We start from the raw sequence: 24886 nt of genomic DNA, 5'->3' as shown, positions 1-24886 counted from the left end.
AGGTGGTAAATATGGAACTTTTAAAAAGAAAAATAGATAATTTTCTTATACAATGGAAACAAGATACAGACAGATTGCCTTTAATAGTTAAAGGTGCAAGGCAAATCGGTAAAACAGAATCTATAAGAAACTTTGCAAATAAAAATTATAAAAAAGTAATAGAAATAAATTTTGTTATACAAAAACAATTTAAGGATATTTTTGATGATGGTTTTGAAGTTAATACAATAATAAAAAATATTTCTTTTAAGAATCCTAATTTAGAATTTATTCCTAACGAAACATTAATATTTTTTGATGAAATGCAGGAATGCATTAATTGTGCAACAAGTTTAAAATTTTTTAAACAAGACGGCAGGTTTGATGTTATATGTTCCGGCTCATTAATGGGAATAAATTATAACGAAATAGAATCTAACAGTGTAGGTTATAAACAAGATTATCAAATGTATTCTATGGACTTTGAAGAATTTTTATGGGCAAAAGGATATAAAAAATCTCAAATAGAAGATATGTTTGAAAAAATGATAAAGCTTGTTCCTTTATCAAAAATAGAATTGGATGTAATGTTTGAAAATTTTAATGAATATATGACAGTCGGCGGAATGCCTGCAATTGTTAATACTTTTGTGAAAAATAAAAATTATAGCGGTATTTTAAATTTGCAAAAACAAATACTTTTGGATTACGAAGAAGATATAACTAAATATGCGGGTGGACTTGATAAAGGTAAAATATTGAATGTATATAGAAAAATACCGGTATTTCTTGGTGAAGATAATAAAAAATTTAAAATATCTCAAATTTCAAAAGGTGCAAGGTCAAGAGAATATGTCGGTGTAGTTGATTGGCTTAGCAATGCAGGAATAATAAATATTTGTTACTGTATGCAACAATTAAATTTGCCGTTAAAGGGTAACTATAATCCCGATAATTTTAAAATATATTTTTCAGATACAAGCTTACTTATTGCTTCATTAGATGATGAAGCACAAGACGATTTACGACAAAATAAAAATTTTAATACTTATAAAGGTGCAATATACGAAAATATTATCGGTGATATGTTAGTTAAAGAAGGTTACTCATTGTATTTTTATAAAAATGAAAAAGGAACTATAGAAATGGATTTCTTAGTTAGAGATAAATCTTCTTTAATTCCTGTTGAAGTTAAAGCAATTGATGGCTCAACAAATTCTTTAAATAATCTTATAGAAAAAGAACAATATACAGATATAAAATATGGTATAAAATTAGGCAGAAAAAATATCGGCTTTAATAATAAATTTTATACATTTCCATATTTTTTAGCATTTTTATTAAAGAGATTTTTAAAAGAAAAATAAGTCGGTTCAAAATAAATTTGGTTTTTAACAGGCGAAATTATAAAAATATTACATAATAATAATCGTGGGGCATTCGAGAAATAAAAGATATGACAAAACAATGTATTAATAATGGTTTGTATAAAAAGTTTATTGGGTATTTTAAAAAATTAGATGATAGAATAATGCCGGTTACAGACAATAAATGAGAATATTTTTATCCACACTATTAACAATACTATTTTTTCAAACAAGCATTTTTGCTTTCTCTTTTTGTTTTTTACATTCATTGTACATTGTAAATTATTTTTTAATCGGTGGTTTCGGAATAATTCTTGATATCGGATTTATCGGCCTTGGTATTACTCCGGGTCTTCTTATAGGGTTTATCGGAATTCTCGGTAACACTCTGTTAGGTAACTTCTTTTCTATGTTTTCCAACTTTTTGTTTATGCTGTCCAATGTGTTAAAAAAATTGTCTGCCAAACTTATCTTTTCGCTTACAACGGAAACTTTATTATAAAATTCTTCGATTTTTGTTAACTGTTTTTCTATATCGAGTTTTTCCAATTCTTCAAATTTTTGTTGCATCTTTTCAAAGTTGGCAATATTCTTTTTTACACCTTGAATTGTAGTGTTTATTGAATCTACCGTTTTCCTTATATTTTCCAACGGTTCAACCGACTTTTTGGCAGTTTCAACTTTTTGTAATATAGCAACAATTTGTTCATAATTGTTCTTCAACTCAACAGTTTTTTTGTTTAGTTCGTTAATGGTTTCTATGGTTAAATTAAGTTCTTCAAACCTGTTAAGAGCTTGAGAAATTTCCGCAGCATATTTTTTAAGTTCGTTTACTTTGTTTATAAAATCACTCATCGGTTAACTCCTTTACTATTTTTGTTGTTGAATTTTCTATTTTTGTGTATATGTTTTTTAGTTCATAAATTTTGTAGTCGAAATATTTGTCTATTTCCTGTTTTGCAAAATCATATTTATCGTAAAGTTGTTCGATGTTTAATTTTTTTGCAAACAAAACTTTTTCAAAATCTTCAAAATTGTTCTGATACAAACTCATAATAGAATATAGCTCAAAATTATAATCTTTTTCATAATATTTTTTTGCAAGGCCGTATTGTTTATAAGAAAACAATAAATCTGCTTTTTCGTTATAGTTCATGTTCGGTTCCAACAAAAATTTGTTGCAAATTTCTATCATGCTTTTTGTTTCATCAATATTATATTTTGTTACTTTTTCAAAATGTTCTTTTGCTTTTTCAAATTCTTCGTTGTTAAAAAAGTTCAATGCTTTCAAATAATATCTTTCGTCGGTCGCTTCATTCAAACTTAACGAAATTTCGTTTATGTTGTTTATGGTATCGATTAAAGTATATTTAATTTCGTATTTATTCATTTTCGAAACAATATCGTTTATCAGTTCAATATCGTTTTTTTCTTCCAATAAATAAATGTTGTGTTCTCCTCTTGTGATGGCAACATAAAACTGGTTAAAATAAAAGTCATAATTTCTGTCTTTTTTCCAATCATAATTATAAAAATTTTGGAATATTGAAAAATAGTCCGACAACACATTGTAAGTTATAATGTTGGGATATTCTCTGCCTTTAATTTCCGATACGGTAAAAATGTTTGCAAGGTGCGGAAACTCTTTTTTCAGCGACTCTTTTTTTTGTTCGTCGGAAACTATTATTGCAACATCAAGGTCTTTGTTCTCAAGTCCGTTAAAAAGTATTTTTTTGTTGCTGTCGCTGTATTTTATTATTCCGAACTTTCCCGCATTATTGTTTCTTGTAATTTCGGGCACTTTATCTTCGTGGTGCCTTGCAGGCAACTTTTCGTCTCTTATTTCGTTAACCAAATTTATAAGTTTTGTTATGTCGGTGGAATTTCTGAAATTTTCGTTTAATCTTGTTTTAAATGCTTTTACCGCGTTATCGTTAAACAATTTTTCAAGTCGACCGATTTTAAAAAATGTCGGGTTTATTACCTGGTTCGGATCACCTGTAAAAATAAGACCTTTCTTGTCGGACAATAAGAAAAGCATGTAAATTTGAACTTCGGTTAAATCTTGAATTTCGTCAACTATAATGTAATCGTATTTTATGTTTTTTGTTTCTATGGTAGTGCAAAGATCGAATGCAATATCGTTCATGTCGAACATGTTTCTGTTTTGCAACCATTTATTATATTCCAATGTAAGGTTATACAATGTTTCTCTGTCTTCTTTGTTGAATGCTTTATAATCGTCCGGAATTTTTTCGTCACTGTTAATATAAGAATTTTTATTGATAATATTGTTTATTAGTCCGTTTTGTTTTTTTAGTTTTCTGTCCCAATTAACATACATAGAACCTTTCAATATTCCGCAAATTTCACTGTAAATTAAATTTTTATTTTCTCTTATAAACTTTTGATATTTTTTGTTTCTTGTATCCAAAAATTCTTTTTCAAAACGGGCGGCACTTTGAATAATGTTTGTATCTAAAATTTTTTTGTTTTCGTATTTATTTTCAAGCAATAAACAAAGATCTTTAAAAATTTTTATGTCTACGGATGAATCGTTAACCTTTTCTTCGACAAAATTTCTTAACCCTTCCGAATATGTAACATAAAGAATCTTTTTTTCGTTGTTATATTTTTTTTGCAACTCTTTTATTACTTGAATAGAAATAACAGTTTTACCGCTGCCTGCAATTCCCGAAAGAATGCTTGGAAGTTTAAGTTGCATATCTTTACTGTGCAACGAAAAATTTTGTTTTATGGTTAACACTTCCTGTCTGTTTAAATCTTTAAAAGTTGTTTGTGTATCTTCAACAATTGTGTCAACCTGTTTATCGTTTGTATCAATGAAATCTTGTTGAATATAGTTGTTCTTATCCAGGAAAAAAGCTTTATCTTGTTGTTGGTCATGCTTTGCTATAAAAAATAAAAGCAGTGTATTATAAATGTCTTGATTGGAATAATATTGATTAAAACAGTAATCGTTTTGTAAAGGATAATCGGAAAGCATCATACAAATAATTCTGTCGCTGCCCAAATCTATCGCACCGACTTTATTTGTTCCTTTAAACTTTTTGAATCCGAAACTGTTGAAAGCGTAAAGTTCGTTAACCGAAACCTGTTGAAGTTTTTGTATTAACGAGTTAAATCTGTCGATATCGTTATACTTTTTTAATTGTTTTTCCAGTTTGGTTGTAATAAATATGTTCATTCGGTTACCTGAATATTTATAATTAAACATTATATTAAATATTATCGGTTTTTTTAATAATTTGATATACTTATAAAAAATATTTTAATTAAAGAAGGAAAAAATAAAAATGAAAAAGTATTATATTACAACACCGATTTATTATGTTAACGACAGACCTCATATAGGTCATGCTTATACTACAATAGCCGCAGATATCGCTGCCCGTTGGAAAAGACTTCAAAATAACGAAGTTTATTTTTTAACCGGAACGGATGAACACGGTGCAAAAATTTGTCAGTCCGCACAAGCTAAAGGAGTTACACCGAAACAACTTTGTGATGAAATGAGCGGATACTTTCAAGAGGCCTGGAAACTTTTAAATATATCTAACGACGGTTTTATAAGAACGACAGACAAATTTCACGAAGAAACAGTTCAAATGATAATGCAAAAACTTTACGATAAAGGTCTTATATACAAAAAACAATATGAAGGTTTATATTGTGTAGGTTGCGAAAAGTTTATTGCGGAAAAAGATTTGGACGAAAACGGTTGTTGCCCGGATCACAAGAAAAAACCCGTGGTTCAATCCGAAGAAAATTATTTTTTCAAACTTTCACAATTTAACGAACAACTTATAGACATGATAGAAAATCCCGCAAATCCTAACCATATAGATGTTTTACCGGAACAAAGAAGAAACGAAATATTGGGAAAATTAAGATTGGGGCTTGAAGATATAAGTATTTCGAGAGCCGCTCTTGATTGGGGTATTCCGTTACCTTTCGATAACAGTCAAACTGTATATGTTTGGGTGGATGCTTTAATCAACTATGTTTCTGCTATCGGATACAAAGATAACAAAGAAATGTTTTCTAAATACTGGCCTGCGGATATACATTTAATGGCAAAAGATATTTTGTGGTTCCACAGTGTAATTTGGCCTGCACTTTTAATGGGTGCGGATATTCCGGTACACAAAAGAGTTTATGCTCACGGATTTTTTACAATTAACGGAGACAAAATGTCTAAAACGTTGGGAAATGTTATTACACCTGCTCAACTTGTAGAAAAGTTCGGTGTGGATCCTGCAAGATATTTGGCGGTATCTTTAATACCGTTCGGTCCCGACGGCGACATTTCCATGGAAGCGCTTACAAAAAAATATAATGTTGATTTGGCAAACAATTTGGGTAACCTTGTTTCAAGAACAAACAAAATGGCGGAAAAATATTTTGAAGGTAAAGTTCCTAAAACCGATATTGAAGATAACTTAACAAAAGAAGTAGCAAAAATTTTAAATAACGGTTACGGACTGTCAATCGAAAATATGCAGTTCCATAAAGCATCGGAAACTTTACAGCAGGCAATAACATTAATTAACCAGCAAATAGAACAGGATGCTCCTTGGAAACTTGCAAAAACAGATACTAAAAAACTTGCGGATTGCATGTATTGCTATTTTCAGGCAACGGATTTAATAGCATTACATTTAATACCGTTTATGCCTACACTTTCCGAAAAGATTTGGCAATTAAACGGCGGAAACGGTAACATTATTGATGTTGCAAAAAAATATTTTGAAGATAAAGTGTTACCGAAAGAAGGTTTTTCACCGAGCGATACGAAACTCGGGAAATTCGAAATTCTGTTCCCGAGAATACAAACAGAAAATGTATAATTTATAATGTACAATGAACAATGTACATAAATAAAAATAAAAGGAGAAAAAAAGAAAAAATGAAAAAAAGTTTGTTGGCATTGCTTTTGGCGGTAGCACTTGCAGCACCTGTTTTTGCAGCAGAAAAGAACATGTGGGTAGGCGGAAGTTTCGGTTATGCATCCGTTAATAATGATTTATATGATGGAGCTATCACTACATCTTCAACAGCATGGTCTGTTGAACCGGAATTTGGTTGGACCATAGTTGACAGATGGGATATCGGTTTGGACTTTGAATATTCTTCTGGAAGAGTTACTCAATTTTATGGTTTAGATATCGGTAAAACATTGTCTCCTTCCCTACCGTTCTCAGGATTTTTCTCTGCTGATGCTAAAACAACGGCAATAGCACCTTTTGTAAGATATTATTTAGCAAAGATAGCAGGTGTCGATATTATTTTGAAAGGTTCTTTTTTCTATGCAAAAACAGATCTTGATGTTATAGAAAATGGTGATGTACCTACCATAGGAGTTACCGGTTATGGAATTAGTATTGCACCTATAATTTCTTACAGTATAAACGAAACATGGTCAATCGGTGCTAAACTTAACTTTGCTGAACTTACTTTTGTTCATGTAGATGTGGATGAAGATTTTATAAAGGTTAAAGCAGATGAATTCGGTTTTAATTTGAACAACGGTTCTTTAATAAGTGTAGGTATAGTATACCACTTCTAATACCACAATTAGAATATATAAAAGAGCAGAGATTTTTTTCTCTGCTCTTTTTTTTGTCATTAAACCTTTCAACTATTCACCCATTCACCTCTTCACCTGCCTTTCCGTCGTTGTCGTTTCCATCCCTCCATCCTTCTATACCTCCATACCTCAAAAATGGTATAATATTAAACCATAAAATAATAATCGGAGAAAAAAGATGTTAATAGATTCTCATGCACATACTACCGATGCACATTTTGATGCCGACAGACAAGAAGTGTTAAACAGAGCATTCAGCAGCGGACTAAAATATATTTTGGAAGTAGGTTGCGAACCGCCGTTATGGGATAAGGTAGCCGAACTTTCCAAACAGGAAAAAATTTATTCCATGTTCGGTTTACATCCTCAAGATGCAGACAAATTTAACGAAGAGTTATTTAATAAATTAAAATCTTTGTTAAGTGACAAAAAATGTGTTGCTGTCGGTGAAATCGGTCTTGATTATCATTACGAAGGTTACGATAAACAGTTACAAAAAGAACTTTTTGTTAAACAAATAAATTTGGCACTTGAAATAAATAAACCTATATGTGTACATTGCAGAGATGCTTACGATGATATGGTGGAAATATTTAAAACATTTAAACAGTTGCCTAAGGGTGTAATACATTGTTTTTCTGGCAGTTACGAACAGGCAAAAGTTGTTGTTGATATGGGCTTTTTAATCGGTATAGACGGACCGTGCACTTATCCGAAAAGCAATAAACTAAAAAGAGTTATAGAAAATGTTTCGTTAGACAAAATTTTGGTTGAAACCGATTGTCCGTATCTTGCACCGCAACTTTACAGGGGAACAAGAAACGAACCTTCTTATGTAGTTGAAGTTGCAAAAAAAATAGCGGAAGTAAAATGTGTTCCGTTTGAAGATGTTTGTAATATAACGACAAACAACACAATAAAGTTGTATAATTTAGAAAATAGTTGAAAGGGTGAAGGGGTTAAAGGTTGAAAGGTTTGTTGTAAAAATCGCGGAGCGATTTTTAAGGAGTTTAGTATGGCACAGTATTCTTATGTATATGCAAATAATTTGTATCTTAATATAACCAATCGTTGTATGATGGCATGTCCTTACTGCATAAAACACAAATGGGCAGGAAAATTCAGGGGAAATTCTTTAAGATTGGATAAAGAACCTACTGTTGAACAGGTAATAGAATCTATAGGCGACCCCACAAAATACGGTGAAATAATATTTTGCGGTTACGGGGATGCTCTAATAAGGTTACCGGAAGTTATAGAAATATCCAAATGGTTAAAAAGTAAAAATGTAACCGTAAGAATAAACACTGCCGGTCTTGCCAACAGATATTACGGTAAAAACATATTACCGCAACTTAAAGGTTTAATAGATGTTATTTCAATAAGTCTTAACGGTTCAAACCCGCAGGAACATAACAAAATAAATAATCCTATGTTTAAAGAAGAATCGTTTAACGAAATTTTAAAGTTTGCGCAAGCCGCAAAAGAATATATTCCTACCGTAGTTGTTACGGCGGTGGAACTTCCCGGGCTTGATGTATCGAAAGTTAAAGAAGTAGTAAAACCGTTAGGGGTACACTTTAGAGTAAGACCGTATTTAGACGAGTATGAAGAATATTGAGATAAAAAAGTTTGTCAGACTTTTATATATTCCGATAATAATTTTATTAATAACTTTTATATTAAATACAAACTCTGTACTATCTAAAAAAAGTTGTATTATGGTTGACGGTAAAATCATACCGATACAGTACGACAAAAATAAAATATTAAAAGATATTTTACAGGATAACAACATAGTATTAGGTGAAAACGATATTGTATATTCTCCTTTGGATAAACCTGTAAAACCGAACTCAAAAATAAAAATAGTAAGAGTGAACAAAGTAAAATCGAAAACGGCAAGCAAAACGGATTTCAGACCTACATGGCACAAAATATACAATTCTAACTTAAGAAAAGTTGAGTTGCAAAAAGGTATAGTAAAATATACCGATTCGGACATAACACAAGTTTTTCACGACTCGAAACTGGAAAGTATTGTATACGATAAACAGTTGTCATATTCAATAAGTTTTTACAGATTGTTGTTGTTGGATAAAAATAATAACATAGAAAAAATATACGATTTATCCAAAGCCAAAAGAATGAAAATGGTGGCAACGGCATATTATCCGGGAGATCCTTTAGCCTGGAAAGACGGAACAATAACTTTTTTGGGACAAAAAATGCAAAGAGGTATAGTTGCCGTTGATCCGAAAGTTATACCGTTAAGAACAAGACTGTATATTTCCGGTTACGGTTACGGATACGCAGGTGATACTGGTTCTGCGATAAAAGGTGACAGAATAGATTTGGGCGTAAATAATGCCGAAGAAGAAAAGTCGTGGATGTTTAGAGAAGTTACGGTATATATTCTTGAAAAATCCAATACTTGGTAAGGTGAAAAAATGATAAAAGATATGATATTGTTCGGTAAAATTTTGTATGAACAAGGGCTAAACCATTCTCATTCCGGTAACATAAGTATAAGAGACGGTAATGAAATACTGATAAAAAGGCACGGTGCGATGTTGGGCTATCTTACAAAAAAAGATATTGTCAGAATAAATTTAAACAATGACAAAAAAGATAAACTTGCATCGCTTGAAGCTAAAGTTCACAGAGCAATATATTTGAAAAATTCCGAAATTAAAGCTATTGCTCACGGTCACACAATATATGCTACGGTGTTATCGTTGCATAATAAAGTTATAAAACCTATAGACAGCGAAGGTCGGCTTTATTTACCGCAAATTCCCGTACTTGATTGTAAAGAAACTATAGGTTCGGATGAAGTGGCAAAAAAGATTCCCGAACTTATATCAAAATACAAATGTGCAATTATAAAAGGGCACGGTGCTTTTGCCGCAGGTAAAAATTTGGAACAGGCAAGCATGTATCTTTCCGTAATAGAAAATGCATCGAAAATTTTATATTTGAGTAAAGTATATAAACAATTCAGCCGATAAAATTAACATTATGAAAAGTATGTAAAATTTTATATAATGCATATTGAAAATATTTGGTAAAGTGCGATTAAAATGCAGATAACATTAAAACCCGTAAAATCTTCGACAAAAGTATTTAAATATTTAGAAAAAAAAGGCTTGATTTCCGTACTGAAACCTACGGATAAAGCTCTTAAAACAAGAACAAAAACAGGAACGGTTGATATATTATATACATCAAATAAAAGGTTCGGTTCGCACAGATTGATGTGTATAGGTAAAAGAACAAAAAAAGTTCAACTGTGTTACCATTTTGATAACGAAGATTTTATATTTATAAATCCGGGAAATATTGATTATCAAAAACTTTATTTGGTATTTGCTTTAGATAAAATAGATGTTTTCAGTAAAAAATTGTCTAAAAATTTGTTAAGCAGTAAAGATTTTGTTGCCGTTGAAATTGTTTATAATGATCCGAATTTAAGTTTTTTTACAATGTTGAAAAAGACAGTTCATTGTGAAGTTGTAAAGGATGAAGACAAACAACATCCGGTATTTTTTGTTACCGAATCTTCTGACTTAAAAAATAACAAAATTAAACATAAAGATTTAACTATAACGGTGGGAGATTAAAATGCAGGAAATGTTAGTTAATTTATTAGTGCCTATAATAACGGGTATTGTGTATTTCGTTATGGCAATTGAAGTTATAAGAGTAAGCAGAATAAGAAAGTTTATGTTCGGTGAAATAGGATACCAAAAATTGTTTGCCGCATTTGTAATGTTCGGTATATATTTTATTACAAGACCGTTACAAAATATTATAGGTCCGCACCCTTGGCCGATGATTATAAATTCTGCAAGACAATTCTTTATTATGGGAATAATCGCACCTTCGATTTTTGTAGGAATTTTGCATTGGGTTCCGGGAAAAAGCGGTGCGCCGAAATCTTCTGTTGTTGCAGCTTACGGAATAGGAATTTTGATGGGTATAATGTTTGCTCTTATAAATTCAATTGCGGTTGACGGTTCAAAAATTATTGCAACTGTTGGAAATATTCATTTGTACGATGCAACATGGTTTTCCGGTGATTCCAAAATACAGTTGATAATGGTTCACCTTATTTGTCAGTTGGTTTCTCCTGTAGGACTTATTCTTCTTGCCGCCGCATTTGTAAGGCACAGAAGACACAACTACATGTTAGGACACATTTACACTAAAATGAAAACGAAATGGAGATACCTTGAAACAGGTCTTATAATATTGCCCGGATCGTTTTTGTTATCTGGCTTTTTTGCAATGTTCGGAAGATATTACACTTATTTGTGGTGTATATATTTTGTCGGAGCAATTATAGCGGGTTTTTTTGTATTGTACAGCATAAAGTTGGCACCGAGAGAAAAACCTGCCGACCTTATATAAATAAAATCATAAAGTGATTTTATTTATGTTGAATAGGTGAAAGGGTTAAAGGGTGAAAGGCTTGTTGTAAAAATTAGATTTTTGCAAAGCAAAAATACATTAAACTATTCACCCATTCACCGGAGCGAAGCTCGTTCAACCTTTCAACTAAAAATTATAAAATAATTTTTATAAATTGGAGTATAGCATGTCATATTTAGTTTTAGCAAGAAAATTTAGGCCTACGACTTTTGATGAAGTTATCGGTCAGGACCATATATCACAAACTTTAAAAAATGCAATTAAAGAAGATAAAGTTGCTCATGCTTATTTATTCAGCGGTCCCAGAGGTACGGGTAAAACAACTATGGCAAGAATTTTTGCCAAAGCTCTTAACTGTAAAGAAGGTCCTACCCCGGAACCGTGCGGAAAATGTCAAAATTGTATTGAAATAGCAAAGAACCAAAGTATAGATGTTATGGAAATAGATGCCGCATCAAATACGGGCGTAGATAATATAAGAGAAATAAGAGAAAATGTTAAGTTCGGTGCGACATCTTCGAAATATAAAATTTATATTATAGACGAAGTTCACCAGCTGTCTACAGGTGCATTTAATGCCTTACTTAAAACATTGGAAGAACCGCCTGAACATGTAATTTTTATTTTGGCTACAACGGAGCAACATAAAGTTCCTATAACAATTCTTTCAAGATGCCAAAAGTACAGATTCAGACTTTTATCTACAAACGAAATAGCAAAAGCAATAAAAAATATTGCTCAAAAAGATAACTTTGAAATCGAAGATGAAGCACTTAAAATAATAATAAATGCTTCCGGTGGTTCAATGAGAGATGCTTTAAGTTTGTTAGATCAGGCAATATCTGCAACTACCGGTAAAATAACCGAAGAATATATAAGAAATTTGATAGGACTTTTGCCGAAAGAAATAATATCCAAAACAATAGACTATATTGCACAAAACGATGTTGAATCGATAATGAAAATATGTAAACAGGTTTATGAAGACGGTTATAATGTTTTACAATTTGCAAGGGATTTAAGAGATCATTTAAGGCAACTTATGATATTTTCCGTAAACCCTGATCTTTCCGATGTTTCAACGGAAGATAAAAAATTGTACGACAGACAAAAAGTGTTGTTTCCGATATCAAGATTTATAAGAATGGGTAACTTAATATCCAAAGCTTTGGAAGAAATGAAATGGCACGATCAACCCAGAATGTTGTTGGAACTTTATCTTTTAAAAATGGCGGAACCGTACTACAATGTTGCCGAACTTATCAGCAAAATAAACGAGTTAGGTAAACACAATCTTGCAAGTATGCCTGAACTAAAAGAAGTGAAAGTTGAAAAAATTGTTACAAATAATGAAATATCACAACCTGCTGCAATAAACGAGCCGGTTGAAGAAGATACTGTTGTAACAATGGCGGACTCTTTTGACTACGATTTAATGGGATTATGGAAAGAAATAGTTGCCGAATTTTCAAGGAAACATCCTATGTCTGCCCAAACTTTAAAAGATGCTACGGTTAAAGAATTAAATGCAAACACATTTCAAATTGCAGTTCCGAGTCCTTTATCTTTAAATATGATAAAAATGCATCAGGAAACTATACAAAAACTTATGACAAGAAAAAGCGGAAGAGAAATAAAAGTTTCTATGGTGCTTGATGAAATTGCACAAAAAGGCGGAGTTATAAAAGAAGATATAAAAATCGAAACCGAAGAAGAACAACCGGCACGGGAAAAATTTGTTGTAGTTGAAGATTTTAAAGAAACGGCAAAAACCGCCGTTCCTTCAAAAATAGAAAGTATCGCAAAAAAGTTCGGCGGAATTGCAGTAAAAAAAGCTAAAGACAGCGCCAAATCGGGCGATAACGAAAAATCTGACGGAAGTTCCGATACGGAAACGGAAGAATAATAAATGAACAGACCTCAAACAGTTGAAAAAATGATAGAAGTTGTAAAAAAATTGCCCGGCGTAGGCCCGAAAATGGCTGAAAGGTTATGTTATCACATATTAAAAATGTCCGATGTGGAAGCAAAATCTTTTGTTGAGGCAATACAAAATGCAAGGCAAAAGGTTAAAGTATGCTCTATATGTTACAATTTAAGCGAATCCGATCCTTGCCCGATATGTTCCGATAATACAAGGAATAAAGAACTTTTATGTGTTGTTGAAAGTCCGCAGGATTTAATAGCCGTAAGTAAAGTAAAAAACGAAGATTATAACGGATTGTATTTCGTGTTGGGCGGTGCATTATCTCCGCTTGATGCCATAGGTCCCAAAGATATAAGAATTAACCAACTTATTACCAGATTAAAACAAGACAGTATAAAAGAAGTTATACTTGCCACGGATATGGATTCCAAGGGGGAAACAACTGCGGTTTATCTTGCCCAGTTAATAAAACCGTTGGGTATAAAAGTTTCAAGGCTCGGTTACGGTATGCCTGTAGGCGGCGATATCGAATATGCCGATGAAGTTACCATTTCAAAAGCTATTGCCGGCCGAAAAGAAATGTAAGTAAAAAACTAAAAAAGTTATACTAATCTAAATTCATTGACATATAATTTATAAACAGATAAAATTTTATCTATAAAAATTGTCGAAATTGTGCAGTTTGCCGATAAGAGAGTTTTATATATGAAAATGGTATAAAATTCTTCTTATCAGTGTTCTTTTTTGTATATAAAATCGCAAACAAAATATTAAATTTCGCAAAAGGAGTAGAAGATGTCAAAGATGATTGAAGTTCGTTGGCATGGTAGAGGCGGACAAGGTGCAAAAACCGCAGCTCTATTATTTGCACAAGCTGTTTTATCAACCGGAAAGTATATCCAAGCTTTTCCGGAATACGGTCCTGAAAGAATGGGTGCACCTGTTCAATCTTTCAACAGAGTTAGTGATGAACCTATTACAGTTCATTGCTCTGTTACGGAACCGAACTATGTTGTTATTTTGGATCCTTCATTGATAGAAGCCGTAGATGTTACCGAAGGTGTGGGAACACAAGGTAAAGTTATTGTTAATACCTCTTTTTCAGCAGAAGAAATGGCAAAAAAACTCGGTATTGCAAAAGAGCAGGTTTATGTTGTAGATGCATCAAAAATTTCAAATGAAACAATAGGTCAAAACAGACCTAATACTCCGATGTTAGGTGCTTTGGTAAAAGTTATCGGCACACTCGATATCGAAGGTGTTTTGAAAGATACAAGAGCAAAACTCGAAGTTAAATTCAGAAGCAAACCAGAAGTTATTGACGGAAACATTACTTCAATACAAAGAGCATATGACGAAGTAAAAAATTCATAATTTGTAAAAAAACAGATTCAAATATATGGAGAATAAAATGAAAAACGAAGAAAAAAAACCTACAGCTGCAGAACTTCCTGCAGGTGGAATAGTAGAAGCTGGAACAGCAGCTCAGTTTAAAACAGGTCCTTGGAGATCCATTAAGCCTGTATGGAGCAAAGAAAAATGTAAAGCTTGTATGATTTGCTGGATATATTGCCCGGATGCATCAATACAAGTAGCAGACGGTAAAGTTACCGGTATAGATTATGACCATTGCAAAGGTTGCGGTATTTGTTCTAAAGAATGTAAGTTCGGCGCAATAACAATGGAAGCGGAAAAGAAATAATTTAAAGAAAATTTTAAAGGGGTAAATAATAATGGTAAAGCCAATATTTTCTAAAGGAAAAATAGTTGCCAAAACTGGTAACGAAATGATGGCAGAAGCTATGAGACAAATAGCTCCTGATGTTGTTGCTGCTTATCCTATAACGCCGGCAACAGAAATAGTTCAAATATTTTCACAATTTGTAGCAGACGGTAAAGTTCCTACGGAATTTGTTGCGGTGGAAAGTGAACATTCCGCAATGTCAGCAACAATTGCAGCATCTGTTGCAGGTGCAAGAGCAATGACGGGAACATCATCACAAGGTTTTGCTTTAATGTGGGAAATGCTTTATATCGCAGCAGGTTTAAGACTTCCTATCGTTATGGCAGAAGTTAACAGAGCATTGTCTGCTCCTATTAACATTCACGGTGATCAATCGGATACAATGGGTGCAAGAGATGCAGGTTGGATACAAATTTATTCGGAAGATCCTCAAGAAGCTTATGATAATATGATTCAATCGGTAAGAATCGCAGAAACCGCAAAGTTACCTACAATGGTAACAACAGACGGATTCATTATTTCTCACTGTATGGCAGCTGCGGAAGTATATCCTGATGAAGACGTAAAAGAATTTGTAGGTACATATAAACCTGAAAGATATTTGTTGGATTATAAGAGACCTTTCACATTGGGTTCAATCGAAATGCAGGATTATTATTTCGAACACAGATATCAGTTGGCACAAGCACAAAGAGATGCCAAGAAGATTATTCTTGATGTAGCAAAAGATTTCAAAAACAAATTCGGCAGAGAATACGGATTTTATGAAAAATATAAAATGGACGATGCTGAAGTTGCTATCGTTACAATCGGTTCCGCGGCAGGAACAACAAAAGCAGTTATTAACGAATTAAGAGAAAAGGGAATAAAAGCAGGTCTTATAAAAATAAGAATTTTCAGACCTTTCCCTGCAGACGAAATTGCAAAAGATTTAGCTAATGTTAAAGCATTGGCAGTGTTGGACAGAGCAGATTCTTGCTCAGGCACATTTGCACCGGTATATTCAGATGTTGTAGCAGCTATGTATGCTAACGGCGTAACCGGTCCTAAAACAGAAAACTATGTATACGGTTTGGGCGGAAGAGAAATCGATATGACCCACATTGCAGATGTTTTCAAACATTTGGACGAAGTTGCAAAAGGTAAAGCTCAAGCTTCAAAAACAGTTGAATATATTAATGTAAGAATAAAATAATAAATTAGGAGAATATAAAAATGGCAAATTTAAAAGAATTAAGTAAAAATGCCGAAAGAGTTACAGGCGGTCACAGACTTTGTGCCGGTTGTGGTGCAGGTGTTGTTGCAAGACAAACTCTTATAGCAGCTGAAAATATGCCTGTTGTTGTTGTAAGTGCAACGGGTTGTTTGGAAGTTTCAACTTCAGTATTTCCTTACACAGCTTGGAAAACTCCGTTTTTCCACAGTGCATTCGAAAACTCCGCAGCTACATGTTCCGGAGTAGAAGCAGCATACAAAAGTTTAATAAGACAAGGCAAAATAAAAGATGAACCTATCAGATTTATAGCATTCGGCGGTGACGGCGGAACCTATGATATCGGTTTACAATCATTGTCGGGAGCTATGGAAAGAGGTCACAGAATGCTTTATGTTTGCTATAACAACGAAGCATACATGAACACAGGTATTCAAAGAAGCAGTGCTACACCTCAAGGTGCAAGTGCAACTACATCACCTGTAGGTAAAGTTAAACAAGGTAAAGAACAACCTAAAAAAGATTTGACTGCAATAATTGCAGCTCACAATGTTCCTTATGCAGCACAAGCTATAATCGGTGATTTCAACGATTATATTACAAAAGTTCAAAAAGCTTTGAACACAGACGGTCCTACATTTATCAATGTATTAACACCTTGCAGACTCGGTTGGGGATGCAAACCTGAAGATTCAATGGAAATGGTAAGACTTGCTGTTGATACATGCATTTGGCCTGTTTATGAAGTAGTAAACGGTAAATACAAAATGACAAAGAAACCAAGAGGCGGAAAGAAACTTCCTGTTGGCGAATTCTTCAAATATCAGTCAAGATTCAAACATTTGTTAAAACCTCAAAATGCTGAATTGTTGGCTAATATTCAAGCAGATGTTGATGCAAAGTGGGAGAAGATTTGCAACCTCTGCGGCGAAGAAGTTATAAAATAAATAAGGCTACAATATAACAAAAAAACTGCATATTTTTGATTACACTTTTGTGTTTTAAAATCTTATGTACCGCTTCGCTAATGTACACCGCAATTTTAAAACACTTCAGTTCACCGACAAACTATGCAGTTTTTTTATGCCCTTATATTTTATTGGTAAAGTTAAAAATATATTTTTGAAATGCAAGAGTTTATGTGCTATTCACGCACATGGCGCTCTTGCATTTCTTCATTTCATCTCAAAATCTAAACTATTTTCCTGCCCTTACATTTTATTGGTAAATTTAAAAATATGATATAAAATCTACATATTGCCTAAAAATTTATTTCATAAATTTTTAAAAGGTATAATCTTCAGTCGGCAAATATTTCGTTATAGCTTAAAATTTTAAAATCCTTTGATTGCTAAGAATAATGTATAAAAATATTTTGTCATTGCGAGCCGACTTGTCGGTGTGGCAATCCATCCGTTTTGTCATCCCGCACTTGATGCGGGATCTCGTTGTTTGTTGTCATTCCGGACTCCGATCCGGAATCTATAAAAAATTGTGCCGCAGGCACTCCGAAAACTTTTCACCCTTTCACCCATTCACCTCTTCACCTGTCTTTCCGTCGTTGTCGTTTCCATACCTCTATACATCCATTCCTCCATCTCTCCATCCCTCCATTTTTCCGTCGTTGACAATAAACACAATAAATAATAAAATAAATAAACATCGTGGTAAAACAAAAAAAGGAGGCAGTAAATGAAAAAGTTGTTAGCAGTAGTATTGTTGGCAGCAGCAATGGTAGCACCTGCATTTGCAGCAAAAGGAGATATGTCCGTAAATGCAAAGTTGGGTTTGGGAGTAAACAATAATGTTTTTGCAGATATTAGTGCAATTGGTGGACCTGGTTTTGATTACAAATTTGATATGGAAATGCCGGTTTCGTTAGGCGCAGAATTTTTTTACGGATTAATGGACAACTTGTCTGTAGGTTTAGGTGTAAATTATGGTCTTGATTCAAAATCAAAAAGTAAAGATTTTATGCCTTTGAAAGTTGGAACAACAAACATTTATGCAGCAATAAAACCCGAGGCAAAAATAGATTCAAATATTTTCTCAAGCATATATTTAATCGGTCAAATCGGTTTGGCTATGGGAAGAGCAGAAATTGATGCTTCCGGTGCACCGTCATTAGATATTAAGAGCGGCTTATATTTAGGTTTCGGTATAGGAACAACGATAATGGATTGTATAATTGTAGAACTTGTATGTTCATCTGCTAACTTAACATTGGAAAAAGGTTCTATGTTCCCCCCTGTAGATATGGATGTACAATATACTGCAACAACAATTAATGTAGGTTACAAATTTGCATTGTAAGCAGTTTGTGGCTTGTAGTTTAATATAAATTTTATGAAACAAAATTTTACCGAAAACTATAAACTGTAAGCTCTAAGCTATAAGCAAAAAATTATGAAATAATTTTTTATATAAGGAGAAAAAAATAATGAAAAAAAGTTTATTGGCTTTAATATTAGCAGTAGCACTTGTAGCACCTGTATTTGCACAAAAAGGAGATAAATCCATAAATGCAAAATTAGGTTTAGGTGTAAATAATGATTTAAGTACAAGTTATGATGATATGCCGGATGGTATGGGAATGAGCATCAAAACGGAAATACCTGCCATTTCTTTAGGAGCAGAATTCTTTTACGGATTAATGGACAATTTGTCTGTAGGTGCAGGTATAAGTTACGGCCTTAAAGCAAATGCTAAAGAGATAGAAGGTGAAAAGCCTGAAATTGGAGTAACAAATTTTTATGTAGCGGTAAAACCTGAAGCAAAAATAGAATCTGATATTTTTACAAGCATATATTTAATAGGACAAATCGGAGGAAGCAGTGTATCTATGGAAGCAGCAGGCGAGTCCAGAACTGCTGATATGGGTATATATTTAGGTTTCGGTGCAGGAACAATAATAAAAGATAATTTTATAGTTGAATTATTAATATCTTCATCTAACGGCAGTGTGAGTGAAGACGGAATGTCAGGAGATATACAATATACTGCAACGACTATTAACATTGGTTATAAATTCGCTCTATAATAAACAAACAGAAATATTTTAGTTACAACTTCAAATTCCCGAGCTTCATGTACCGTTTCACTTTCGTACACTACAGCTCGGGAATTTTTTGTTTCACTCACAAATATTTTTTTTCTCTCTCTCTATCCTTACATTTTGTTAGTAAAGTTAAAATTTTAAAAAGCAGTTGTTTGTCATTGCGAGGCAACTTGTTGCCGTGGCAATCCATCCGTTTTGTCATCCCGCACTTGATGCGGGATCTCGTTGTTTATTGTCATTCCGGACTCCGATCCGGAATCTATAAAAAATAAAAAATCTTTATAACTTCTAATCATCCAATCTTCTAAATTCGTTGTTCCGTCGTTGACAATAAACATGTAAAATATATAGAATAAAACAAAGTTGTAGTAACTTTAAAAAAGGAGGCAGTAAATGAGAAAGTTGTTAGCAGTAGTATTGTTGGCAGCAGCAATGGTAGCACCTGCATTTGCAGCAGAAAAAGGCAGTATGGAAATTGACGGAAAATTGGGAGTTCTTTTTAGCCCTACAATTAACGGTGAAGCAAGTTTTATGGGAGAAACTAGGGATCAAGATGTTGATTTAAAATCCACAGTTTCTTTGGGAGCAGATTTCTTCTATTATGTTGATCCTCAAATTGCATTAGGTTTCGGTTTGGAATATGTTATTCCAAGTGAAGTGGATGAAGATGGAGCAGTCGGATCTTCAAAAGTAGGAACAACAAATCTTTTTGTTCAGGCAAAATATGATATTGCCTTGAATAATGATGTGTTCAACAATATTTATCCTATAGCTCAAGTAGGTTACGGTATAAATAGTGTAGATATTGATACTGATGAAGGTTCTATAGATACAAAGAACGGATTATATTGGGGAATAGGTTTGGGAACAACAATAAAAGAAAACTTTTTAGTTGAATTATTCTATTCTTTCACTTATGGAAAATGGGAACCTGAAGGAGCTCCTTTTACAATTGATACAACATATAAAGCTCTTAAATTGAAAGTAGGTTATAAATTTAGTATTTAATTCATTACAATAAAAAACAATTAAAGCACAGGAAGAATTTTTCTTTCTGTGCTTCTTTTTTTTGTTTTAGCGAAGCGACTTTATCTTTTGAATTATAACTTTGTATTTGGCTCAATCGAGTACCAATCGCTATACGTACACTTCATTTGCCAAATACTTCGTTCTAATTCAAAATATTGAAAGTCTTTGAACACCAAGAATAAGGTACAAAAATATTTTGTCATTGCGAGCCGACTTGTCGGTGTGGCAATCCATCCGTTTTGTCATCCCGCACTTGATGCGGGATCTCGTTGTTTGTTGTCATTCCGGACTCCGATCCGGAATCTATAAAAAATTGTGCCGCAGGCACTCCGAAATTGCTAATTACTAATTTCTAATTACTAATTGTTTTAATAATAATGTATAATTTAAGAAATAATTTCAAGGAAATACAAAATGTTAAAATTTAATTTTGAAGAACAATTAAAAAATACAATAAACAATTTTGCAAAATCTAAAGGAATAGAAGAACAAATATCTTTTGTTGTGGAAATTCCTCCTAAAAATATCAATGCGGACTTGGCTTTGAATGCTGCAATGATAATTGCAAAAAAAGTAAGAACAAATCCGAGAATTATAGCAACAGAACTTATAGAAATTATTTCCAAAGAATTTTCCGGCACAATAAAATTTGCCGAAATAGCAGGTGCAGGTTTTATAAATTTACATTTTACCGACGAATTTTTACAGCAGGAACTAAACAAAATATTATCTAAAAAACAAGATTATGCAAAACAGGAAAATGTAAACAAAGATAAAATTATGGTGGAGTTCGTTTCGGCCAACCCTACAGGCCCTTTACATATCGGTCACGGAAGAGGTGCCGCAATAGGTGATTCCCTTTCAAGAATATTAAAACATTTGGGCTACAATGTCGTTAAAGAATATTATCTTAACGATGTAGGTAACCAAATGAATGTTTTGGGCGAATCCACAAAAACAAGATACAGACAACTTAAAGGCGAAGATATACCGTTTTTGGAAGACGGGTATAAAGGTGAATATATAAAAGATATAGCTCAAGATTTAATAAACGAAGGTAAAAAGTTTGAAGAAATAGATTTTAAAAAAGAGTCTCATACAAGAATATTGGAAACAATAAAAAAAGATTTGGAACAGTTCAGGGTAAATTTCGACAGTTGGTTTTCCGAATCTAAAATCGCTTCCGATAAAGATGAAAACGGTAAAACACAAGTAGATAATGTTTGCCAATACTTAAAAGAAAAAGGTGATGCTTTCGAACAAGACGGAGCATTGTGGTTAAAATCCACTTTGTACGGAGACGATAAAGACAGGGTTTTAAGAAGAACCGATGGAAGATACACTTATTTGGCATCCGATGTTGCATATCATAAAAACAAATACGAAAGAGAATTTGCTCAGGTTATAAATTTGTGGGGAGCGGATCATCACGGATATGTTGCAAGAATTATGGCGGCAATTCAAATGCTCGGTCAGAAAAAAGAGGCATTAAAAGTTATACTTTATCAGCTTGTAAGTTTGGTCAGGAACGGACAACCTGTTGCAATGTCTACAAGAAGCGGTGAATTTATAACACTTAAAGATGTCTTGGACGAAGTAGGAACGGATGCCTGCAGATTTTTCTTTTTGTTAAGAGCACCGGACTCACAACTTGAGTTTGATTTGGAACTTGCAAAAAAACAAACAAGCGAAAACCCCGTATTTTATGTTCAATATGTTAATGCAAGATGCCAATCTATTTTAAAAGATTATAAAGAAGATTCTTCAACCGCAAATTTAAGTTTGTTAAGCACAAAAGAAGAAAAAGATTTAATAAAAAAATTGATATCTTTCGAAGATACATTGCTTATATGCGACAAAACAAAAAGTCCGCACCATTTAACCACATACTTAATAGAAACTGCAGATATTTATCACAGATTCTATGAAAAGTGCAGAGTGTTGGGCGAAGATAAAGAACTTGAAAAAGCAAGAATACAACTGTTAAAAGCGGTATCGATTATAATTACTGTAGGGCTTGATTTGCTCGGTGTATCCGCACCGAATAAGATGTAAAAATTGCCGAATGCAATTTAGAAGAATAGAAGATTTGAAGTGAATAGGGAGAAAAAACATGAAAATAAAAAATGTATTAGCATTTTCGGTAGCGGTAGTGTTATTTTTTAGTATGTCCGTTTATGCAAAGAAGGCTCCTGAAGTTCAAACGATAAACAGAAATCCTATATTAAACAAATATCAAACCGATAAAAAAGTTCAAGAAGTAATATGTATAACTCCCGTAGAAAATACTAATGCAATTTTAAAAATGTATATAAAAGATAAAACCCAAGACAGCGGCTGGGACCTTATTTTAGCAACGGATGCTTTTATAGGAAAAAGAGGGTTAGGTAAAGAAAAAGAAGGGGATTTAAAGACTCCTATCGGAGAGTTTAACCCTACATTTGCTTTCGGTAAAAAAATGAATCCGGGAACAACTTTGAAATATATTGATATAACTAACGATATGTATGCATGTGACGAAGATTGTAAATATTATAACCAAATTATAGATGCAAGAAAAGCAAAACACGAATGTAAAGGTGAACACTTAATGGATTATATTCCTCAATATAATTATGCATTATGTATAGATTTTAATCCTAAAAATGTTTTTCCTAACGGTTCAAATATTTTTATTCATGTAAAAGGAAACAAAGATTATACCGCAGGTTGCATAGCCGTTGATGAAGAAAGCATGATGAAAATTCTTCAGAATACAACAAAGAAAACAAAGATAGTTATTTACGAATACGAACATCAATTCGGAGATTAAAATTTATTTTCCCACGCAGAATTTTGAAAATACGGTATGCAAAATATCTTCTTTTGCATCAATACCTAAAATTTCGTTTAAAGAATTTAATGCATTTTGTGTTTCAAAAGAAACGATTTCATCACTGTCACCTTTATTAATAAGTTCCAAAATTTTGTTTAAATGCTCCTGAACTTTACAAATCAGGTTGTATTGCCTTGTGTTTAGCAATACATTAGTGTTTTCTTCAATATCCGTTAAATTCATTAACTCAAAAATTTTGTTTAAGATAGTTTCTATAGGAGTTTTTGTTACCGTTGAAAAGTTTATAACCGTGTTTATGTTTGCAACTTTTTTAAGTTCGGTTAAAGAAATTTTTTGTTGTAAATCGGATTTATTTAAAACGACAATAGTTTTAGCTTGTTTGTCTTTTAATAAATTCGCGATTTGTTTATCGTTATCATCAAAGTCTATACTTGAATCTGTAATCCACAAAATTATGTCCGCAACTTCTATTGAAGATTTCGATCTTTCCTGTCCGATTTTTTCTATAGTGTTTGTTGTATGATATCTTATTCCGGCAGTATCTATAATCGTAATGGAAATTCCGTTATATTCTACCGTTTCTTCTATAGTATCAGTGGTTGTTCCGGCAATATCGGTAACTATTGCTCTTTGATATCCCAATATTGAATTAAGTATTGAAGATTTACCTGCATTGGGTTTTCCTACAATTGCGATTTTTATACCATTTGTTATAAGTTTACTTAAAGAATAAGAAGATATTAAATCGTTTAATTGAGAAATAATTTTTTGCATACTTTCTTTTTTCTGATCTCTTGTTAAAAAGTCTATATCTTCCTGCGGATAATCGAGCGATACTTCCAAATATGCAAACAATGTAGTTAAATCCTGTTTAATATTTTTTATTTTGTTAGATAGTGAACCTTGCAACGAATTCAGCGCAAGTTCCACCGATTTGGAATTTGAACTGTTTATAAGTTCGTTCACCGCTTCGGCTTCGGATAAGTCCATTTTATTATTTATAAAAGCTCTGTAAGTAAATTCTCCTTTATCTGCAGGCCTTATACCTTTCGATAATAACAAATTTACTATTTTTTGAACTATTAAAGGATTACCGTGTGTAGATATTTCAACGGTATCTTCACCCGTATATGTGTGAGGAGCTTTTAAATAATATAAAATTACTTCATCAAGTTTTTTATCGTTATCGTAAATGTAACCGTGGTAAACTTTTCTGTCTTCTATTGTTACGGGGTTACGATTTTTTGTAAAAAAAACGGAAGATACTACCGTTTTTGCAATACTACCACTTATTCTTATGATAGCCAAAGCGGATTTTATATTGCCTGTAGCAAGAGCTACTATAGTATCTTCCTGTTTAAATAAGTTCATTAATTTTTATCTATCGATAACTTTACACCGACTTTTCTCATTGCACCTTCTCCTTCGGAAAAAGTGTCAAAACCGCCGATTTCTTTAAAATATTGGTGAATAAATTTTCTGTCTTTTGCGGACATCGGATCGAATCTGTATATTTTTTTTGTTCTCTTAACATATTCTATTGCTTTATTTATAATTGCTTTCAATCTTTCCTGTTGTTTTTGTCTGTAATTTTCGGTATCAATAGTAACTTTGGCTCTTGTTGAAGGATTTGTGTTTAACATAAGCTGAACAACATATTCCAAAGCATTTAAAGACTGTCCGCTTCT

At 32.6% G+C, this 24886-nt stretch carries 24 protein-coding genes; 20 read left to right on the top strand and 4 right to left on the bottom strand.

Translation table 11 applies throughout. The features are described from left to right. The first annotated feature begins 11 nt into the window (after window positions 1-11). Window positions 12-1346 carry an ATP-binding protein gene (locus B2Y85_RS05045; RefSeq protein WP_372519386.1) on the top strand — a complete coding sequence of 445 codons (1335 nt, stop codon included), beginning with the start codon at window positions 12-14 and terminating at the stop codon, window positions 1344-1346. A 282-nt stretch (window positions 1347-1628) separates the two neighbouring features. On the opposite strand, the gene B2Y85_RS05040 is transcribed toward B2Y85_RS05045, so the two are convergent. Further along, window positions 1629-2201, bottom strand: a complete 573-nt coding sequence (locus B2Y85_RS05040; RefSeq protein WP_372519385.1) for a hypothetical protein — start codon at window positions 2199-2201, stop codon at window positions 1629-1631. Continuing rightward, on the bottom strand, window positions 2194-4554 hold the full coding sequence (locus B2Y85_RS05035) for a UvrD-helicase domain-containing protein (RefSeq protein WP_372519384.1): 2361 nt from the start codon (window positions 4552-4554) through the stop codon (window positions 2194-2196). Before B2Y85_RS05035 ends, B2Y85_RS05040 begins: the two co-directional genes overlap by 8 nt. 109 nt (window positions 4555-4663) lie before the next feature. Here B2Y85_RS05035 and metG point away from each other — a divergent pair, with 109 nt between their 5' ends. From metG to B2Y85_RS04940, 19 genes are all read left to right on the top strand, one after another. Continuing rightward, entirely contained in the window at window positions 4664-6217 is a 1554-nt protein-coding gene (metG, locus tag B2Y85_RS05030; RefSeq protein WP_372519383.1) for a methionine--tRNA ligase, read from the top strand. Between the two features lie 59 nt (window positions 6218-6276). Beyond that, the gene (locus B2Y85_RS05025; RefSeq protein WP_372519382.1) at window positions 6277-6936 is read left to right on the top strand and encodes an outer membrane beta-barrel protein; all 660 of its coding nucleotides are present in this window, start codon (window positions 6277-6279) and stop codon (window positions 6934-6936) included. Window positions 6937-7135: 199 nt separating this feature from the next. Next, window positions 7136-7903 carry a TatD family hydrolase gene (locus B2Y85_RS05020; RefSeq protein ID WP_372519381.1) on the top strand — a complete coding sequence of 256 codons (768 nt, stop codon included), beginning with the start codon at window positions 7136-7138 and terminating at the stop codon, window positions 7901-7903. Window positions 7904-7972: 69 nt separating this feature from the next. Beyond that, a complete protein-coding gene (locus tag B2Y85_RS05015; protein ID WP_372519380.1) occupies window positions 7973-8578 on the top strand; it encodes a TatD family nuclease-associated radical SAM protein in 606 nt (201 codons plus the stop codon). Further along, window positions 8565-9398: a G5 and 3D domain-containing protein gene (locus tag B2Y85_RS05010; RefSeq protein ID WP_372519379.1), complete on the top strand. Its 834-nt coding sequence runs from the start codon at window positions 8565-8567 to the stop codon at window positions 9396-9398. The genes B2Y85_RS05015 and B2Y85_RS05010 overlap by 14 nt, the downstream gene beginning before the upstream one ends. Window positions 9399-9407: 9 nt before the next feature. Beyond that, window positions 9408-9968, top strand: coding sequence for a class II aldolase/adducin family protein (locus B2Y85_RS05005; RefSeq protein ID WP_372519378.1), 561 nt, complete (start codon window positions 9408-9410; stop codon window positions 9966-9968). 72 nt (window positions 9969-10040) lie between these two features. Further along, window positions 10041-10580 carry a hypothetical protein gene (locus tag B2Y85_RS05000; protein ID WP_372519377.1) on the top strand — a complete coding sequence of 180 codons (540 nt, stop codon included), beginning with the start codon at window positions 10041-10043 and terminating at the stop codon, window positions 10578-10580. A 1-nt stretch (window position 10581) separates the two neighbouring features. Beyond that, window positions 10582-11370: a hypothetical protein gene (locus B2Y85_RS04995; RefSeq protein WP_372519376.1), complete on the top strand. Its 789-nt coding sequence runs from the start codon at window positions 10582-10584 to the stop codon at window positions 11368-11370. A gap of 187 nt (window positions 11371-11557) precedes the next feature. After that, complete coding sequence (dnaX, locus tag B2Y85_RS04990; RefSeq protein WP_372519375.1) at window positions 11558-13297, top strand: DNA polymerase III subunit gamma/tau; 1740 nt, start codon at window positions 11558-11560, stop codon at window positions 13295-13297. 3 nt (window positions 13298-13300) lie between these two features. Then, the gene (recR, locus tag B2Y85_RS04985; protein WP_372519374.1) at window positions 13301-13903 is read left to right on the top strand and encodes a recombination mediator RecR; all 603 of its coding nucleotides are present in this window, start codon (window positions 13301-13303) and stop codon (window positions 13901-13903) included. Between the two features lie 210 nt (window positions 13904-14113). Continuing rightward, the gene (locus B2Y85_RS04980) at window positions 14114-14692 is read left to right on the top strand and encodes a 2-oxoacid:acceptor oxidoreductase family protein (RefSeq protein WP_372519373.1); all 579 of its coding nucleotides are present in this window, start codon (window positions 14114-14116) and stop codon (window positions 14690-14692) included. Window positions 14693-14729: 37 nt separating this feature from the next. Then, window positions 14730-15020, top strand: coding sequence for a 4Fe-4S binding protein (locus tag B2Y85_RS04975; protein WP_372519372.1), 291 nt, complete (start codon window positions 14730-14732; stop codon window positions 15018-15020). Between the two features lie 31 nt (window positions 15021-15051). Beyond that, the gene (locus tag B2Y85_RS04970) at window positions 15052-16257 is read left to right on the top strand and encodes a transketolase C-terminal domain-containing protein (RefSeq protein WP_372519371.1); all 1206 of its coding nucleotides are present in this window, start codon (window positions 15052-15054) and stop codon (window positions 16255-16257) included. Between the two features lie 20 nt (window positions 16258-16277). After that, window positions 16278-17222, top strand: coding sequence for a thiamine pyrophosphate-dependent enzyme (locus B2Y85_RS04965; RefSeq protein ID WP_372519370.1), 945 nt, complete (start codon window positions 16278-16280; stop codon window positions 17220-17222). Window positions 17223-17967: 745 nt separating this feature from the next. Further along, entirely contained in the window at window positions 17968-18588 is a 621-nt protein-coding gene (locus tag B2Y85_RS04960) for an outer membrane beta-barrel protein (protein ID WP_372519369.1), read from the top strand. 127 nt (window positions 18589-18715) lie between these two features. Then, window positions 18716-19315 carry an outer membrane beta-barrel protein gene (locus B2Y85_RS04955; protein WP_372519368.1) on the top strand — a complete coding sequence of 200 codons (600 nt, stop codon included), beginning with the start codon at window positions 18716-18718 and terminating at the stop codon, window positions 19313-19315. Window positions 19316-19726: 411 nt separating this feature from the next. Continuing rightward, window positions 19727-20341 carry an outer membrane beta-barrel protein gene (locus B2Y85_RS04950; RefSeq protein ID WP_372519367.1) on the top strand — a complete coding sequence of 205 codons (615 nt, stop codon included), beginning with the start codon at window positions 19727-19729 and terminating at the stop codon, window positions 20339-20341. A gap of 435 nt (window positions 20342-20776) precedes the next feature. Next, window positions 20777-22417 (top strand): arginine--tRNA ligase, encoded by a 1641-nt coding sequence (gene argS / locus B2Y85_RS04945; protein ID WP_372519366.1) that lies wholly within the window; start codon window positions 20777-20779, stop codon window positions 22415-22417. Window positions 22418-22475: 58 nt separating this feature from the next. Then, window positions 22476-23174 (top strand): L,D-transpeptidase family protein, encoded by a 699-nt coding sequence (locus B2Y85_RS04940; RefSeq protein ID WP_372519365.1) that lies wholly within the window; start codon window positions 22476-22478, stop codon window positions 23172-23174. Between the two features lie 3 nt (window positions 23175-23177). Here the strand turns inward: B2Y85_RS04940 and mnmE are convergent, their stop codons facing one another. Together mnmE and B2Y85_RS04930 are read right to left on the bottom strand one after the other, a co-directional pair. Beyond that, the gene (gene mnmE / locus B2Y85_RS04935) at window positions 23178-24569 is read right to left on the bottom strand and encodes a tRNA uridine-5-carboxymethylaminomethyl(34) synthesis GTPase MnmE (RefSeq protein WP_372519364.1); all 1392 of its coding nucleotides are present in this window, start codon (window positions 24567-24569) and stop codon (window positions 23178-23180) included. Further along, the coding region (locus tag B2Y85_RS04930; protein WP_372519363.1) for a protein jag at window positions 24569-24886 on the bottom strand (318 nt) is incomplete at its 5' end. The genes B2Y85_RS04930 and mnmE, both read right to left, overlap by 1 nt.

The sequence above is a fragment of the Candidatus Ruminimicrobiellum ovillum genome, from assembly GCF_002392975.1.
GTDB classification, from domain to species: Bacteria; Elusimicrobiota; Endomicrobiia; order Endomicrobiales; family Endomicrobiaceae; genus Ruminimicrobiellum; species Ruminimicrobiellum ovillum.
This window is presented reverse-complemented; position numbering and strand designations above follow the sequence as displayed.